The sequence below is a fragment of the Kitasatospora sp. NPDC032121 genome (assembly GCF_055580145.1).
In genome coordinates, this window is record NZ_JBVILX010000009.1 from 211754 (window position 1) to 227339 (window position 15586).

General features: G+C 70.4%; 11 protein-coding genes and 4 pseudogenes. 6 read left to right on the forward strand and 9 right to left on the reverse strand.

Annotation, left to right across the window (positions count from 1 at the left end):
• Window positions 1–139: 139 nt before the first annotated feature.
• A complete protein-coding gene (locus ACZ5OX_RS23225) occupies window positions 140–535 on the forward strand; it encodes a hypothetical protein (protein WP_392877646.1) in 396 nt (131 codons plus the stop codon).
• 333 nt (window positions 536–868) lie between these two features.
• On the opposite strand, the pseudogene ACZ5OX_RS23230 reads toward ACZ5OX_RS23225, so the two are convergent.
• A pseudogene (locus tag ACZ5OX_RS23230) lies at window positions 869–976 on the reverse strand (transposase); the annotation flags it as partial.
• A 175-nt stretch (window positions 977–1151) separates the two neighbouring features.
• Between ACZ5OX_RS23230 and ACZ5OX_RS23235 the strand changes: the two are divergent.
• Window positions 1152–2060 carry an HdeD family acid-resistance protein gene (locus tag ACZ5OX_RS23235; RefSeq protein ID WP_465632582.1) on the forward strand — a complete coding sequence of 303 codons (909 nt, stop codon included), beginning with the start codon at window positions 1152–1154 and terminating at the stop codon, window positions 2058–2060.
• Here the strand turns inward: ACZ5OX_RS23235 and ACZ5OX_RS23240 are convergent.
• The 3 genes and pseudogenes from ACZ5OX_RS23240 to ACZ5OX_RS23250 form a co-directional block, all read right to left on the reverse strand.
• Window positions 2044–3894, reverse strand: a complete 1851-nt coding sequence (locus tag ACZ5OX_RS23240; protein ID WP_465632584.1) for an ABC transporter ATP-binding protein — start codon at window positions 3892–3894, stop codon at window positions 2044–2046. The genes ACZ5OX_RS23235 and ACZ5OX_RS23240 overlap by 17 nt on opposite strands.
• A gap of 107 nt (window positions 3895–4001) precedes the next feature.
• A complete protein-coding gene (locus ACZ5OX_RS23245; RefSeq protein WP_465632586.1) occupies window positions 4002–4223 on the reverse strand; it encodes a hypothetical protein in 222 nt (73 codons plus the stop codon).
• 212 nt (window positions 4224–4435) lie between these two features.
• A pseudogene (locus ACZ5OX_RS23250) lies at window positions 4436–4756 on the reverse strand (IS5/IS1182 family transposase); the annotation flags it as partial.
• A 9-nt stretch (window positions 4757–4765) separates the two neighbouring features.
• Here ACZ5OX_RS23250 and ACZ5OX_RS23255 point away from each other — a divergent pair.
• On the forward strand, window positions 4766–5350 hold the full coding sequence (locus tag ACZ5OX_RS23255) for a hypothetical protein (protein WP_465632588.1): 585 nt from the start codon (window positions 4766–4768) through the stop codon (window positions 5348–5350).
• Window positions 5351–5965: 615 nt separating this feature from the next.
• A pseudogene (locus ACZ5OX_RS23260) lies at window positions 5966–6499 on the forward strand (NAD(P)-dependent oxidoreductase); the annotation flags it as partial.
• Between the two features lie 246 nt (window positions 6500–6745).
• Here the strand turns inward: ACZ5OX_RS23260 and ACZ5OX_RS23265 are convergent.
• Together ACZ5OX_RS23265 and ACZ5OX_RS23270 are read right to left on the reverse strand one after the other, a co-directional pair.
• Window positions 6746–7480, reverse strand: coding sequence for a DUF6928 family protein (locus ACZ5OX_RS23265; protein WP_465632590.1), 735 nt, complete (start codon window positions 7478–7480; stop codon window positions 6746–6748).
• 106 nt (window positions 7481–7586) lie between these two features.
• Window positions 7587–8246, reverse strand: coding sequence for a hypothetical protein (locus tag ACZ5OX_RS23270; protein WP_465632592.1), 660 nt, complete (start codon window positions 8244–8246; stop codon window positions 7587–7589).
• A 236-nt stretch (window positions 8247–8482) separates the two neighbouring features.
• On the opposite strand from ACZ5OX_RS23270, the gene ACZ5OX_RS23275 reads away from it, so the two are divergent.
• Together ACZ5OX_RS23275 and ACZ5OX_RS23280 are read left to right on the forward strand one after the other, a co-directional pair.
• Window positions 8483–10390: a DUF4419 domain-containing protein gene (locus ACZ5OX_RS23275; RefSeq protein ID WP_465632594.1), complete on the forward strand. Its 1908-nt coding sequence runs from the start codon at window positions 8483–8485 to the stop codon at window positions 10388–10390.
• Window positions 10391–10498: 108 nt separating this feature from the next.
• Window positions 10499–10939 (forward strand): hypothetical protein, encoded by a 441-nt coding sequence (locus ACZ5OX_RS23280; RefSeq protein WP_465632596.1) that lies wholly within the window; start codon window positions 10499–10501, stop codon window positions 10937–10939.
• A 17-nt stretch (window positions 10940–10956) separates the two neighbouring features.
• On the opposite strand, the gene ACZ5OX_RS23285 is transcribed toward ACZ5OX_RS23280, so the two are convergent.
• The 3 genes and pseudogenes from ACZ5OX_RS23285 to ACZ5OX_RS23295 form a co-directional block, all read right to left on the reverse strand.
• Window positions 10957–14223 (reverse strand): hypothetical protein, encoded by a 3267-nt coding sequence (locus tag ACZ5OX_RS23285; RefSeq protein WP_465632598.1) that lies wholly within the window; start codon window positions 14221–14223, stop codon window positions 10957–10959.
• A 437-nt stretch (window positions 14224–14660) separates the two neighbouring features.
• Window positions 14661–14846 (reverse strand): hypothetical protein, encoded by a 186-nt coding sequence (locus tag ACZ5OX_RS23290; RefSeq protein ID WP_465632746.1) that lies wholly within the window; start codon window positions 14844–14846, stop codon window positions 14661–14663.
• Window positions 14834–15216: pseudogene (locus ACZ5OX_RS23295) on the reverse strand (IS630 family transposase); the annotation flags it as partial. The gene ACZ5OX_RS23290 and the pseudogene ACZ5OX_RS23295, both read right to left, overlap by 13 nt.
• Window positions 15217–15586: the final 370 nt, after the last annotated feature.

The window sequence follows — 15586 nt, forward strand, 5'->3', positions numbered from 1 at the left end:
CCGCCCTTGCCCCGCCCTACCCGGACCAACCGACGGGGCACCACCTCCCCCGAGAGCAAGGACTTTCCCAACAGTTCACACAGCCACCCGGAACCGCCACACGGCATACCGGCGTTGACCCAGTGGGAGGGATACAGACATGACAAGGAAGCCGTACCGCCTGGCCGCCACCACGCTCGCGCTGCTCCTCGCGGCCCCGCTGTTCACCGCATGCGACGCCGACCAGGCCCTGGACTGCGGAAAGCGGGCGATCAGCCTCACCGGCGACGTCCAGGACCTCGCGGATTCGGCGGTCAACGTCGGGCAGATCACCGACGACAGCCGCCGCACCCACACCGTCGAGGCCCTGAAGAAGGTCGCCGACGATGCGAAGAAGATCCGCCAGGACAACGGGGGCAAGGCCGACGCGGCCGCCGACCGGCTCTCCAAGGCCGTCAACGACGCCATCGACCGGGTCTCCAAGGGCAAGCAGCCCGACTTCAAGCCGATCACCGACGCCGCCGGCGACATCGGCAAGGCCTGCGCGGACTCCTGACGAACCGAAGCACCCGCCGCCACCCACCCGCCGCCACCGACTGACCCGCCGCCCACTCGACCGGCTCCCGGCCGGGCGCACCGCCCGGCCGAGGGCGCGTCCCTGCCCCGGGCCCGGCCTGTCGCCGCCGCACGGGCACCGCCGGACGGTAGCGAATCCCCTGGTGGCTGCGGGGACGGTGTCGGCGGTGCGGACGGACTGCGAGTCGATCAGCCCGACGCTCGGCTCGGCGTCGCGGCCGTAGGCTTCACGGACCTGGCCGCGCAGGGCGTCGTGCATGCGCTCGACGGTGCCGTCGTCGTGCCACCAGGTGAAGTACCAGTACACCGTCGGCCACGGAGCGAAGTCCTTCGGCAGCTGCCGCCAGGCGCACCCGGTGCGGATCACGTAGAAGATCGCGTCCACGATCCCGCCGCCGCGGGTGCTTCTCCCGCCGACCACCCTTCGGCCCCACCCTCGCCGGCGGGAGCAGCGGCTCCACCAAAACCCACTGCTCGTCCGTCAGGTCCGACGGGTACCCACCCCCAGAACCACTCCCACAGAGCTCAACGACCCCGCCAGCCCTACGACACGGCAGATCTCAAACGCGGTCTCACACCATGAGAGGAGGGTGACGATGAGTCGCTCTTCTGATGGGCCGCGTTCGACCACCGAGCCGAATACGGGAGCCCATGACACCCTGCCATACGGCGGCGCGATCAGGGCCCTCGCTGATGCGGCCTGGCAGCTGCTGATCGCCACCGCGGTTGCCGCGGTAGTGCTCGGCGTGGTGGTGCTGGCGTGGCCGGGTGCCACGCTGCGCGTGGTCGGCGTGGTGTTCGGCATCTACCTGCTGGCTACCGGCGCGTTCCATCTCGCCGCCACCTTCGGCGGCCACGTCCCGGGACACCTTCGGGCCCTGCACTTCGTATCGGGCGCGTTGCTGGTGCTGCTGGGCCTGGTCTGCCTCCGTGGCGCGGCGGAACCGATCCTCCTCCTGGCCCTGTGGATCGGGTTCGGCTGGCTGCTGCGCGGCATCATGATCATTGCTTCGGCGGTGTCGGTCGAGGTCGTGCCCGCACGGGGCTGGCAGATCTTCCTGGGCATCATCAGCCTACTCGCCGGCGTGGTATTGATCGTCTCGCCGTTTTCCTCCCTCACCGTACTCACCCTGGTCACCGGAATCATGCTGATCGCGATCGGGGTGACCGAGGTCGTCCACGGCTTCCGGCTGCGCCACGAGCTGCGGCACCTCACGGGGGCGGTCGGCGCCGGTGGACCTCAGAGCGAGAAGAACGGTCGATGGCCATGCTGCCCGGCGCGCGGGAGGTCGGTTCGGGGCCGGTCCGGCGGTGTGCCGCCTCGCGATCGGTCTCGGCCGCACGGCGCCGGTCCCGGCACGGCTCGCCGAGATCGCCGAGGGGTGGCTCGGCGACCTGTCCGGCGTGGCGGTCGGCCTGGTGGCGTGCGGCGCGGTGCCGACTCTGCGCTGGCCACCGGGGTGTGCCACCTTCAAGCCACGGGAGGGCTCAGGAGACGGACCTGACGGGGGCGTCCGGCGGGTGGTGCAGCCGGTGGAGGGCGGCGTAGGCGGAGCTGCGGGCGATGAGTTCGTCGTGCGAGCCGTGGGCGGCGAGCCGGCCCTGTTCGAGCAGAACGATCTGGTCAGCGTCTCGGACGGTGAGCAGGTTGTGCGAGATGATGACCGTCGTGCGGCCAGCCATCAGCAGACGCAGCGGGCCCATGATCCGCCGGGTCGACTCGGCGTCCAGGCCCGTGGTCGGCTCGTCCAGGACGAGGACGGGCGCGTCCCGGATCATCGCGCGGGCTATGGCCAGACGCTGGCGCTGGCCGCCGGAGAGCAGCCGGCCGCGTTGGCCCACCACGGTGTCGTAGCCGTCCGGAAGCAGGCTGATGAACCCGTGGGCGTCTGCAGCCCGGGCGGCCGCCCGGATCTCGTCCTCGCTCGCCTCCGGGCGTCCGTAGGCGATGTTCTCCCGGACGGTGCCGTGGAAGACCAGGGTCTCCTGGAGCACCACCGCGACGTTCTCGCGCAGCTCGGTGAGGGCCAGTTCGCGCAGGTCGAGGCCGTCCAGCCGGACCGTGCCGCCGTCCGGGTCGTAGAAGCGCAGCAGCAACTTGGCGACGGTGGACTTGCCCGCGCCGCTGGCGCCGACCAGGGCCAGCATCTCCCCAGGCGCCACCTTGAACGACACGCCCGACAGCGCGGGGGCTTCCGTATCCGGATAGCGGAAGGTGACGTCGTCAAACTCGATCTCGCCCTGGGTGCGGCCGATCGCCCGGGGGGCGGCCGCCTCGCTCACCTGCGCGCGCTGGTCGAGCAGTTCGATGATCCGCTCGGCCGCGGCGGAGGCCGCGTAGAAGGTGGCGCCGAGTCCGGACATGCGCTGGATCGGGCCGTAGAGCCTGCTCAGCAGGGCGAGGAAGACCATCAGCCCGCCGAGCGTGAGCCGTCCGTGCACCAGCTCCCAGGCCCCGAGCCCCATCACCACCATGCCACCAAGCAGTTCGATGAAGTCGACCGTCGGCCCGTAGAGCGCTCCGATCCGGGTGGAGGCCATCGCCGCGTGGTACCGACCGACGCTCTCGCGCTGGAACCTGGCATGCTCCCAGTCCTGACGGTTGTACGCCTGGACGAGCGCGATATTGCCGAGCGACTCCTCGGTGACGGCGCTGATCGAACCGGCGCGCCTGCGGCGCTCGCGCGAGGCCGCCCGGATCAGCTTCGCGAAGCGGCGGGCGGCGAGGAAGAACAGCGGTGCGGCGACCAGTGCGGTCAGTGTCAGCTCCCAGCGCAGCACCAGCAGTACGCCGACATAGATGCCCAGCCGCATCGCCTGGCTGACCGCGCTGACGAGCCCGGAGAGCAGAAAGGTCTCGACCGCGTCGATGTCGCCGGTCACCCGGGACAGCACGTCGCCGAGCCGCCGCCGTTCGAAGAACCCCAGTGACAGGCCCTGGAGGTGCCGAAAGACGTCCGACCGCAGGATGAGCAGGAACCGCTCGCTGACCCAGGTGGAGGTCACCCGGTCGGCGAATCCCAGTACTCCGGAGAGCAGGGCGAGCACGGCGTACGCGAGGGCGATCGGGAGGAACAGGCTCAGCCGGTGCGGAACGAGCATGTCGTCGATCACGATCTTGAAAAGCCAGATCTCCGCCACCTCGATCGCCGGAGCCACCGCGACCAGCGCCAGCAGCACCACCAGCCAGCGGCGGCCGCCCCTGGTATACGGCCAGAAACGCTGGAAGACCTCCCGGAGTGGAACCGGTGGTGCGGTGGGGACCATAGCTGGGTCGGCGGTCTCGGCGACCGTGAGAAACCGTCGCAGCACGAACCGCAGGTAGCGTTTCCTGGTCATCTCACGGTCTTCCCGCTCGCCCCGCCCCGGCCCCCGACCCAGCGGCAAGGCCGGGCACAGTTGCCCGGCCCGCTCTCACAATGGATTCGTGCAACTACTAAGGGCAACTAGTCGTTCCAGTCGCCCCCGCCGCCCCAGTCGCCGTACCCGCCATAGCCGCCATAGCCGCCGCGACCACCACCGTCGCGTGTGAAGTCGTCGTAGCCGTAACCGCCGCGACCGCCGTAGTCTCCACCGTCGCGCGCGAAGTCGTCGAAACCGTAACCGCCGCGACCGCCGTAGTCTCCACCGTCGCGCACGAAGGAACGGATACTTGCGAGGAATGACATGGTCACACCTTCTTTCGATGTACTTCTACATCCAGCGTCATCCTCGACTCGGGGATCCACAAGCGCAGTATCAGGGAAATACAGACATTTGACAATTTGGCCGCAATGTCCAAATTGACGGATTGTCCGGTGGTGTTGTCGCTCGACACCAGGTCGAGGCCCTGGAGCCGGAGGAGCTGCGCCGGCTGCTAGGAGCCTGTGTGAGGTTGCGATCAGTCGGCGTCTCGCAGGAGGTCGTCGACCCAGATCATCGAGGCGCGGAGGTGGAGGCCGGCGAGGTAGCTTTCGGGCTTCTTGTCGCAGCGGGTGGCGATGCCTCGCCAGGCCTTCAGCCTGTTGATCAGGCGCTCGACGGTGTTGCGCTCCTTGTAGAGATCCGCGTCGTGGCCGACCGGCCGGCCACCCCTACTGCCCTTCCTCTTCCTGCTGGCGGCCTGGTCTCTCTTCTCCGGGATGACCGCCTTGATCCGGCGTCTACGCAGGTAGGCGCGGTTGCCGCGGGACCCGGCACGACGCGCGCGACCGGCTGGAAGACCATCACCGTGACCGGCCGCGACGACCAGGGCAACACCCAGAGCCAGACCTTCAAGGCCGGTTTCTTCCACGGCCCGCAGAGCGGCTGCACCCCGATCGAACAGCTCAACGACCCAGGCTTCGAGAACCACACCGCCGACCACGGCGTCTGGAACCCGTCCGGGTACAACATCATCACGCCGTCCACCGCGCACCAGGCGCACAGCGGCTCGACGTACGCGTGGCTCGGCCAGAACACCGCCAACGACGACTCCATCACCCAGTGGGTGGAAACCACCCCCGGGTATACCAGGGAGCACCTCTCCTTCTGGCTGAACATCACCGGCAGCACCGAGGGGTCCTCCGCACCCGGAGGCCCGCCGGCGGACACGCTCTCGCTGGAGCTGTACGACCAGTGGAGCGGCAACTACCTGGCGACCGTGAAGACGTGGACCAACCTGGACGCGACCAACGGCTACCGAATCCAGTCCTTCGACCTGACGCCATACGTGGCAGCCGAGTTCGGCTCGACGGTCGGCATCAAGCTGGTCGCGCACTCGACGAGCGGGAAGACCGCGTTCCTGGTCGACGACGCGTCGGTCAAGTTGACCTGACCTGACTTGACCTGATCCGACACCCGATCCGTTCCGCACCGACCGGCACGCTCCCGGGCCCGTCCACGACGACGGGCCCGGGAGCGGCTCAGGCTGTCACTGGAGCACGGAGGCCGCATCGTCGCTCTGGGCCTGGTAAACGGTCACGATTCCGGCGACAGCGCCGACTTCGACCTTCCCACTGAGGCCGACGTCCTGGCACGCCTGCGCGAGGTCGCGACCGAGGCGGGCAAGGACTTCATCCTGATCTTCACGCCAGACGATGAGCCCTACGCCCCGCTGATCAAGAGCTGAGCGACATGCCCGTCGTCGACAAGCCCGGCGCCACTGAACCTGATTGGGGGATGTCAGGACCGGCCGCCCGACATGAGTCGCCCGTCTCGCGGGCCTACGGGGGTTGCCAGGCGGTCCATCGGGAGAAGGTCCTCCCGTGAGCCAGCCCCTGCCGCAGTTGCCGAAGCCCGAATTCGTCCTGCTCCGCATTGAGGCTCCACCCGGGGTCCCCGCCCAGATTGCTGTCGATCTCGGTGGGACCGGCGTCCCAGGCGGGTTGACGTCAACCGCCAACTCACCCGCGCCGCCACCAGCACCCGGAAGTTCGAGTTCCGCCTCGACGGCCTGCTCGGCCACGACATCCACAGGATGACCGTCGGCGTGATCGACACCGGCAGGATCGGCCAGTGCTCCAGCCGGATCGCGGCCGGTTTCGGCACCGAACTCCTCGGCTGGGGGTTCGCACCGGAGTTCGCGCCCAGCCCCACCTTCCTCGAACTCAGCATGCACTACACCGAACGACCTGAACTCCTCACCCGCGCCGACCTGGTGAGCCTGCACGTCCCCCTACTCCCGACCACCCACCACCTCATCGACCTCGCCCCGCCGGCCCCGATGAAGGACGGCGCCATCCTCATTAACTCAAGCCGCGGCGGCCTCATCGACAGCACCGCCCCGGCCGAGGCCCGGCGCGCCGGACGCCTCTCCGGCGTCGGCCTCGACGTCTACGAAGAACCCACACCGCCGTCAGCCAGCTCATCGACGCCACCCGCAACATCGACGACTACGCCACCGGCCGCGCCAACGAAAACACCCTCACCCCAGGGCCTGGCCCCGCGAGGGCCCGGACCTCGTAGCATGGACTCGGACGACTGACCGGCCGGCTCCGGCCGCAGGGCCCCGGTCTCACAGACCGAAACACCGAAGCGGATCGGAAACTGCTCTCTCCGAGAACCACTTGACCCCCAGCGGTCGAACGGGCGTCTGGCTGATGTTCACCAGTCCGAATCGCGCAGGTCAGGGCCCCGGTCCTGCTCTTCGAAGGGATCGAGGAGAAGGCCGCGCGACGGCATGCCGAGGATCTGCGCGCAGCTGGTGCCACCGTCACGGTGGAGCCATGGGTCAGAGAGCGTCCCGCTTGATCAACGTGCCGTCAGCGCCCAGCACATAGGCACTCGGCGGGCCCGTGGACGCCACGGCCGCTCTGAGCGCGGCCTCCTTCACGGCGGGATCCGGAGCGTCCGCGTCCCGCACAAGGTAACCGTGAAGCCCGATGGCGTCCGCATCCACGTCGCCAGGGTCCGGGCGGCCTTCCACGATGAACCCGCATGGCGCACGCAGTGCGTCCTCGCCCATCTCCAGCGGGTGGAACGGCAGCGCGTACGGCTCGTCGTCCCCGTCCGGCCACGGAATGACCCGGGCCGGGCGCTCCCCGGACCAGTAGGGCAGTTCGAAGGGAAGCAGCTCGCCGATGTTCTCGACGATCCCGCTGTCCGGGGACAGACTCAGCGAGCGGATGAGACGCCCGTCCTCCCAAACACCGAAGGCCAACCAGTCGACCACGCTGTGCATCGCGTGCAGCACCATCCGCCGGCCCGCGCTCGCCGCCACCAGCTCGCCCGGGAGTCGCGACGGCAGATCAACCATCACACACCGATCGCAGACCAATTCCACGCCCGGCCAGCTTTCCGCGTAGGCCAGACCGTCCGGAGGGTACAACCCGTCCCACAAGGTCGAGCCGCCAGCCGCCTCGATCACCCAGCCCGGGTAGAGGCGCCGCATCATGGCGGTCGTTTGCCTCAGGTCCGCCTCACCCACCTGCTTCAGGCGGCACGGCACGTCTCCGTCGGCGTACACAAGCAGACCGTCTTGGCTCCCAAGGGTCCTCCCTACAGCGATGGCCACGTTGCGGTCGCACCCTACTCACGAGCACCAACAAGCGGAGGCACAGCCGTCCGCTCGTTCAGGCGTCTGCCACCGCGTAGCCAAGTAGGCGGGCGCGCTCGGCTATCGCCTCGAAGTCCGCCGCCGGATTGAGCGCGCCGACCGTCCGAGGGTTCAGCGGGGCGCCCGCCAGGAGGGCGGCGACAGCCTGCCGGTCGACGGGCCGTTCATAGTAGTCCTCCGCGTCACTGCAGACGGCCTCGGCACTTCCATCGGTCAGCACCCCGAAGAGCCACCCGGCTCCATCGGACTCCCCCGGCTCGAATACCACAGGACCGCACTGCCACGAGGTCGCGCCCGTCTCGCGCCAGGCACACACCGTCGCGTCGAAGAAGCCCTCGAACTGCAGCTCCGGATCAGCTGGGTAGTGCGCCAGCATGGCGGGCATGCCCTCCAGCAGCCCGGGCCAGTGTGCCCTGGGCCACTCCCGCCACGGCGTGGCGTCGCATTCGTGGTCGAAGCCGTAGAGAAAGACCCCGGCCGGATCGAAGACGATCCCGTACAGATCACCGGAACCATTCTCCATCGTGGCCAGGTCCACGCCCTCACGCCAGCCCGGAAAGTAGCCGTGCTTCGGGGCGAAGCCGTCGAGCACGACGTCGAGCAGCGTCAGCGCCCGACACCGGGCACGCAGGACATCGGGATCGGCCAACGCGGACACCAGGTCGTGAACGTTCATGGCGGACATTCAACAGGCCACCGCTGACAACCGGACGAGCACGAGCTGTCTGCGGCTCAGGGCAGGATCGCGCTCATCGCGCCAGTGGGGAGGGAGGGGTCGGCGGCGGCAGTGTTACGGCAAGGCCCGGAGGCTCCCGGGTGCTCCTTGATCCGGCCCCCGGCGTGCCGAGAACCCGAGCGTGACCTGCTGGAATCTCTGGTGACTTTCCGTCGGGTGAGCCCTACCTTGTCGGGATGACTGGAACCCTTGCGCCGTTCAGATATGTCGGGCCGCCGGATCTGGCCGCGGAGGTCGCGAACAGCGGGGTCCCGGGATGTGGCATCCGCACGCCCCACGACCTGGACCGCTGGATGGCGACGCAGCGCCCGGCCGAACTCGACGAGCCGTTCACCTATGTGGTTTGCCTGGAAGGCGTGCTGCTGTTGGCACCGCGCCGCAGTGAGCACGTGGCGTGCGCCGGTGGGGCGGACGTACTCGCGGCCGGCGAGATCGGCCTCGCTCGCCGGCCGGATGGCGGCTGGCGGGTGAGCGAGGTCAGCAACCTGTCGACCGGGTACTGTCCGGACTCCGGCTGCTGGCCCGCCGTCGCGCAGGCGCTCGACCGGGCCGGGATCGAGCGGCCCGACGGATTCACGCACGCGTTCGTCTTCCGGTGCTGCCCCGATTGCGGGCAGAACAATGTGGTCAAGGACGGGGACTTCACCTGCGCCGTCTGCGGCCGGGTACTGCCAGCGCAGCGGAACGTCGGCCCGGTGGACGCCAGGGCTCACCACTCGGCTGCGGCGGTGATCGATCTCGCGGTGCCGGACGATGAGTCCGCCGAGGCGCTGGCTCGCATCCTGCGAACGGTGGACAACGAACCGTTCCTGCAGGCCGTTTCCGGGCTGCCGGTGCGGTTGCACCACCGCAGCACCGCCACGCTGGTGTCCGGTCCGGAGCAAGGCGCGTCCGCGCCGGCGGCCGAGCCGACCTGGAGCCTGCTGCTGCGCGCCGTCCATCTCAGCTTCGCCGCCCACCTGCCGCTGAGCCTCTCACCCGACGTGCTGTGGTTCACGGTGGTGCACGAAGTCGCCGTCCATGTACGGCTCAACGCCGACCTCTACGCCGGTCTCTTCACCGACACCCCCGGGCACCGCCAGGAGATCCAGGTCCGCGACGACAGCCTGCTCGACCCGGAGCCGGACTGGAGCCGCTCCATCCGGCTCGTACTCGAACCGCTCCGCGAGAAGCTGGGCCCCGATGTCACCGACCTGTTCCTGCCCCGCTTCAGCACCACCTCAGCCGATGACATCTCCTCGGCGCTCGTCGCGCTGATGTCCGTGGTCAGCCCCTACTACCGCTTCGAATGGCTCTCACTGTGCGGGATCCCGCGCATCCGCCTGGAAGGCGCGGCCGACGACTGGAGGCTCCTGTCCAAGCGGGTCCGCGAGCTCGCGCCCTGGTTCGACGGACTGCGTACCTGGTTCGACGCGCTCTGCCCGGTGCTCGACGAGATCGCGGCGACCGCCGCCGGAGGCCAGGTGGACGAGGACTTCTGGCGGTCTCTCTACAAGTGGGAGTCACGCTCCGGCGGCGACTACGTGTCCGGCTGGATCACGATGCTCTTCGCCCACACGCAGACCCCCGCGGGGCCGAAGCCCAAGGAGTCCTTCCGCTGGCGCCGCGGCGAGAGCTACCTGGAGAACGCCTTCCCCTCCCACGTCGCCAAGGTCCCCTTCCGATGGACCCGTCCTGACGGCGTACGCGAAATGCAGTTCGTGGCGGGCATCGTCGGCATCGAGCGCGACGGTGACTACCTCCGACCCCGTCTCGCCCATGCGGTCACCGAACTCCTCCCCACCAAGCCGCACCCTGCGGACCACCTCCTCCCCGAAGGCTGGACGCACGCCCGGCTCCGCGCGGCCACCGGCTGCCCCACCGCACGGGCCCTGACGCTCGACTGGGCCGTCCTGGCGCCGCCCCAGGACGGGTGCCCGGCCGAGATCGCTCCCACCCACGCCATCCAGGTCGCCACGTACTGCTACGTGCGCTCGGCAGCCGACGCGACCTGGTACGTGGGAGACCTGCTGCGGGACACCCGAGAAATCATCCTTCTGGAGCGCCTGGGCACCGACCTCGCCGAGGCCCTGCGCCGGTTCTGACCGCGTGCACTGGTCAGACGCGGTCCAACTGTTCGCTGCGAGGCACCCCAGCTCGAGCGCTGCAGAAAGCCGTCGTCAGCGGGGACCGGCGAGTCCCAGGGTGCACAGGTGACCGTCTTCCTCTGCCGCACGTGCGGCCGCCCCTTCACCGGGCTGCTGCGGAGGCTCGACGAACTGCCCGAGCAGCGCTACGCGGATCGGGACGTGGGCGACGAGCCGGGTGTCACCCTGGCCCATGGCACCTACGCCGTCGATCCCGAGCCCTTCGGCGCACCCTACGTCGCGCCGACCGCCCCCGCCTCCGACGCGCCGGCGAACATCCGCGTCCCCGGTGGTCCTTGTGGCACGTTCGTACTCCACCCCGAAGACACCATCGGTCTGCTCCCCCATCCTGACCCACGCCGCCACGTCGGCTGCTGCGGACCCGACGGCATGAGCGGCAGCAACCGCATCTGCCCGTGCGGCGCGGAGGTTGCCACGCTGGTCGCCGACTGCTGGACCTACCAGGACCTTCGACTCGACCCCGAGCGCGTCCGAGCCGAGCCGTAAGCCCCCGTAGGGTCCTCTCACGCTGGATCGGTGAATACCGCCAGCGCGGCGTCACGGACGTCCGGCAGTGGATGACGACGCAGCGTGTGCAGCACCTCCCGCCAGGCGGTGGGCCAGCCGATCTGCTCCCCGGCCGTCGTCAGTACGACGGCGAACAGGCCGGGAGCGAGCCCATCGTCGGCGGCCAGTCGGCGGGCGGCCGCCAAGGCGTGTTCGGGAGCCTCCCGTTGTCCCCTGGCGTACTGGCGCAGCAGCTCGACGGTGGCCACCGCCAGCGCCGGACGGTCGGCGACCAGGACGGCCAGCTCGGTAAGGCGGTCGCCCAGGTCGGGGGCGTCCAGGTCGAGAACGGGGACCAGTCGGCGGGTGGCCTCCGGCAGCAGCACGGGTTCGGTCAGCAGGAGTACGGCAACCGCGCGCTGAGTGGCCCGGACGGCTTCTGCAGAGGCGTCCGGGCTCCAGATCGAGCCGGTGAGCAGGGCGATCCGCCGCCGGGCCGGCTGATCACGACCGGGGAGAGCCGGTTCCCCGGCGTGCACGGTCTCGATCAGCGCGGTCAGGGCGTCCGCCAGGACACTGCCCGGCGCACAGCCGCCGAGTGGGTGCGGGGCGTCCGACAGCGCCACCCCGGCCAGAACCCGGGCCGCTCCCTCCCCCCGGTCCCGCTCGGCGAGGTCGGTCGCCAGCGGGACGAGTGCCCGCACCGCCTCCGGCACGTGCCGGCCCCAGGCGACGAGTTGCCCGCGCGCGGGTGCGGCGACAAGGAGGTCGTCGTCAATCGCCAGTCGGGCCATCAGACCGGCGAACGCGGGGCGGTGCTCAGTGGGTACCTCGTGCGCGCGCAGGTGCTGGACGAGCATGGTCCGCAGCCCCTGCGGTCCGTCGGCCGCGTCGGTGAGCACGTCCCACAGCGGCAGGTCGGCGATCCGTTCGCCGACCGTCGCCAGCACGGCGGCGCGGACGTCCTGGTGCTGTTCGGGCGCGGTGTACGCCTCGCGCAGCAGGACGGCCGCGTCGGCCAGGACCAGGTACTCGGCGGCGAGCCGGACGGCCTGCTTGCGGCTGGTCACCTTCGCCCGCGGATCGAGCGCGATCCGGCGCAGCTCCGGGCCGAGTTCGGCGCTCGGCGTGAAACGGGCGGCGCGGCCCGCCGCGTACAGGGCGACTCGGGCTCGGTCGTCGGCAGCGTGAGAGAGCAACTCGGGCGTTGCCCCGGCAGGGCGCTCGGTCCAGGGCAGCGCGGAGAGCGCGGCCTCGGCGAGGACGGTCTCGGCCGAGTCCGCGTACCGGCGCAGCAGAGCCTCGCCGTGGACGGGGATCCCGGCGGCGGCGCGCAGGGCAGCGGCGCGCTCGTCCAGCGCACGTGCGGGGTCGCCGACCGTACGGGCGAGCTGTTCGACGGCCGCGCGCTGTTGCGCGGGGAGCCAGCGGTCGGCATGGACGAGGTCGGCCGCGGTCAAGGCCGTGGTGAGCAGGGGGCCGAGCAAATCGGTGCGGACCCGGGTCAGTACGGCCCGCACCGGCGCCAGGTTGATGGTCGACGGCCTCAGCGCGAGCAGCCTGGCCACGCGTTCGGGGCTGGTGACGGGGTCGCACAGCAGCTGGGCGGCGGCCCGTTCGACGGCGCTGTCGCCACCCGAGTGCAGGACGCGCTCCAGGAGCTCGGCGAGGGCGGGGGCTCGTCGTGCCCGGGTGCCGAGTGTCTCGGCCAGCGCGAGCAGAAGTGCGGCGTCCCGGGACCGTGCCGAGCGTTCCAGGGCGGGCCGCAGCTCATCGACCGCCGCGCTTTCGCGACATGGCGGGAGGGTGAGGCCGGCGCCGTCGGTCCGTTCCATGGTGCGGATGGCCCAGGCGAGCAGTTCGCGGGCCGGCCCGCCCGCGTGCTCGCCGAGGACCGCCCCGGCGAGGCGGACGAGCGCGGCGCGAGTGCCGACCGAACAGTCCCGGGCCGCCAGAGCGTCCTTGGTGAGCCGCTCGAGCGGCTCTGCGGTGGCGTCGTCGAATAGCCCCGGCGACACCGCCGCGACCGCGTCCAGCGCCTCACGGCGGACCGGGTCCTGCTCGTTGCGCAGTCGCGTGAGCAGCTCGAGCGCTTCGAGCAGGGCACCTGGCTCCCCGGACAGTTCGGCTTGGCGGACCAGCTGTGCCCAGGCCCAGCCGCGGTCCCAGGCATCGGCCTCGCGGGTTTCGGCCAGCAGCCTCGGCCGTGCCTCGGCGACCCGCAGCAGCGCGAGTGGAAGCAGGTCCTGGCTGTCCGCTGCCAGCCGGGCCCGCGTCCGCACATGCCGCTCCTTCGCGGGCAGCACGGTGAGGACCTCGACGGAGTACCAGGAGCGGTACGGGCCGGGCAGCGCCGCCACCTCGTCGTAGAAGGCGGCCCGCCGGGCCGGGGGCATCTGCCGCAGCAGCGCCAGGTGGTCCTTGTGGTGGCGGTGCGCGAGCGCGGCGAGGCCGTCCGGCCGGGCCTCGACCAGTTGGCGGGCCACGTTGGCCCGCAGCGGTGGGTCGTAGCGGTGCCGGTCGAGCGCGAGCAGCAGGCGGACGGTCCGCTCGGCGCAGACGGCGGCGAGGTCAGCGAGCCGGTCGCGCAGCGGACCGGGCAGGGTGCGCACGGGGTGGCGCTCCAGCAGCTCCAGCACCCGGGCCGGTTCGCGGGTGGCGGCAGCTGCCAGTCCGAGGGCGTGCCACTCCCAGAAAGCCTGCCGCAACCCGTACGGCAGATCGGCGAGTTGGCGCTCGGCCTCGTCCAGCACGGCGCCCGGGCGGCGGCGTCCGAGCGAGGTAGAGAAGGTGATCGCGTGCGCCATCATCGGCAGTTCGGCGGCGACGACCTCGGCCGAGCAGACCGGCAGCAGCCGGGCCGCCTCGGCGGCGCCCCAGCGTCTGCGGATGACGGGCATCAACCGCTCGGCCACCGCTGTGCGCCCGGCCCGCAGGATGGCGCGGGCCACCTCGTCGCGGACCGCCTTCGAAGCGGTGAGCATCGTGAACTCGAGGTCGTCGCCCGGGAAGGGCAGCTCCCCGATCCCCCGGTGCGCGTAGCGACGCACCACCGGGTCGGGGTCATCGATCCGGTCGACCAAATAGCGAGCCTGCCGTCCGGCGAAGGCGGCCAGCGCGGCGAGCCGACGTTCATACAGGCCACGGCCGTCCAGTTCGGCGAGCAGGGCCAGCAGGTCGGACGAGGCGAGGGCCGCGGCGGTGCGGGCCACCTCGCGCAGCCGGAGCGAATGGGGCAGTGGTTCGACGGCAGCGAGCAACCGGTCGGCAATCAGCTGAGGCATCGGCGACGATTGTGCCCGGCGGACACGGCACGGGCACCCGGTTTTCCGCGGTAGCGCTCTCCCCGGCGGCACAACAAGACGCTGCCCCTCTGCTGGCAAATCCACCTGCCGACACGCGCATCGAACAGCGCGTCGCGCCGCCCGGTCAGGCAGTCGTAGAAGACCCCCGGAAGCGTGACAGTTCCGCGAACGGCTCGCCCTGCACACCCTGCTGCACCACACTCATCACTGCGGCCTTCGTATCAGTCCTGTACCTCTTAGTCGAGTTCAGGATTACGCGAACGCCGCACCGTCGTCCCGGGAACACCCGGACGAGTGATCACCGGAGCCGCTTGGTCGAAGCTGGACGTTAAACGACAAGCTCAGAGGCATTGCCAAAATGTGGTTCGCGTTTCTCCCCCGCGCACCAGGTGGTGGTGTAACTCGGCGCCAGATGCCTACGCGTGCGCGCTCCTGGAGAGCAGCCACAGCTGCATCGTGGCCGCGACCAGTAGTGCTAGGAACGCGCCGACCAGCCACCGCCGACCAGCGACCGCCGACGCCTCGGCCGCTTCCCGGACGCGGGTCTCCACGGTGAGGTCTCGTTCGATGACGACGAGTCGCTGGTCGAGACGGTGAGCCAAGAGCGGGCGGCGATCAGCTCGCGCATCGCGGCATCGACGTGGTGGGTGTAGTTGTCCCAGACCGGCACGACCGGCCGGCCGAGCTGCTGGTGCGCGTCGTCGAGCAGGCGGGCGAAGTCCTTCTCGCGGAAGCCCTTGAGGTCGCCCTTGCGTCCGCGGTGGGTGCGCCGCGGAAGATCAGCCGGGTCCGCTCGCCGGCCTTGGCGCAGACCATCCCGGCGAGGGAGATCCGCCCGGAGCCCTTGCCGCAGACCTTCACCACGGGAGGGTCGCCCCGCCGGGACCAGGTGAGCGCCTCGGGCGGGCGGAGCGTCTGGCCGGCCTCGTCCGCGAAGCACGGCCAGGCGCCCTGGTCCCTCACCGTCTTTCCACGCGCGTCGTCGCGGCCGCCGTGCGTCACCGGCGGACCGGGCGTCGCCGGCACAGCTGTTCCGGCACTACGCCGAATACCGGCCACACCGAACGCTCGACCAGGTGTGCCGCGACGATCCGTGCCCTGAATGATCACCGGCTCCGACGAGATCCGGTGTCTGCACCTTCGCGGAAACGTGCGTCCAGAGGGCGCCATTCGTGGATACCGGCATATGCCTGACCTGCATGAACGAGAACCAGAAGCGGCACCTCCAGAACCCCGTTGTCGGATTGTATCCATGTTGGGCCGACCTTGACCGGAAAGCGTGTACGCATGAACCCGCCTGCGAAATACCGTTCGGTGGAACGGGGGGCGGGGGTCGTCGGAT

Coding starts and splice junctions, on each gene's coding strand:
- ACZ5OX_RS23285 (WP_465632598.1), bottom strand. CDS start 14,223: ATGCCTCAGCTGATTGCCGACCGGTTGCTCGCTGCCGTCGAACCACTG.
- ACZ5OX_RS23270 (WP_465632592.1), bottom strand. CDS start 8,246: ATGAACGTTCACGACCTGGTGTCCGCGTTGGCCGATCCCGATGTCCTG.
- ACZ5OX_RS23225 (WP_392877646.1), top strand. CDS start 140: ATGACAAGGAAGCCGTACCGCCTGGCCGCCACCACGCTCGCGCTGCTC.
- ACZ5OX_RS23245 (WP_465632586.1), bottom strand. CDS start 4,223: ATGTCATTCCTCGCAAGTATCCGTTCCTTCGTGCGCGACGGTGGAGAC.
- ACZ5OX_RS23235 (WP_465632582.1), top strand. CDS start 1,152: ATGAGTCGCTCTTCTGATGGGCCGCGTTCGACCACCGAGCCGAATACG.
- ACZ5OX_RS23240 (WP_465632584.1), bottom strand. CDS start 3,894: ATGACCAGGAAACGCTACCTGCGGTTCGTGCTGCGACGGTTTCTCACG.
- ACZ5OX_RS23275 (WP_465632594.1), top strand. CDS start 8,483: ATGACTGGAACCCTTGCGCCGTTCAGATATGTCGGGCCGCCGGATCTG.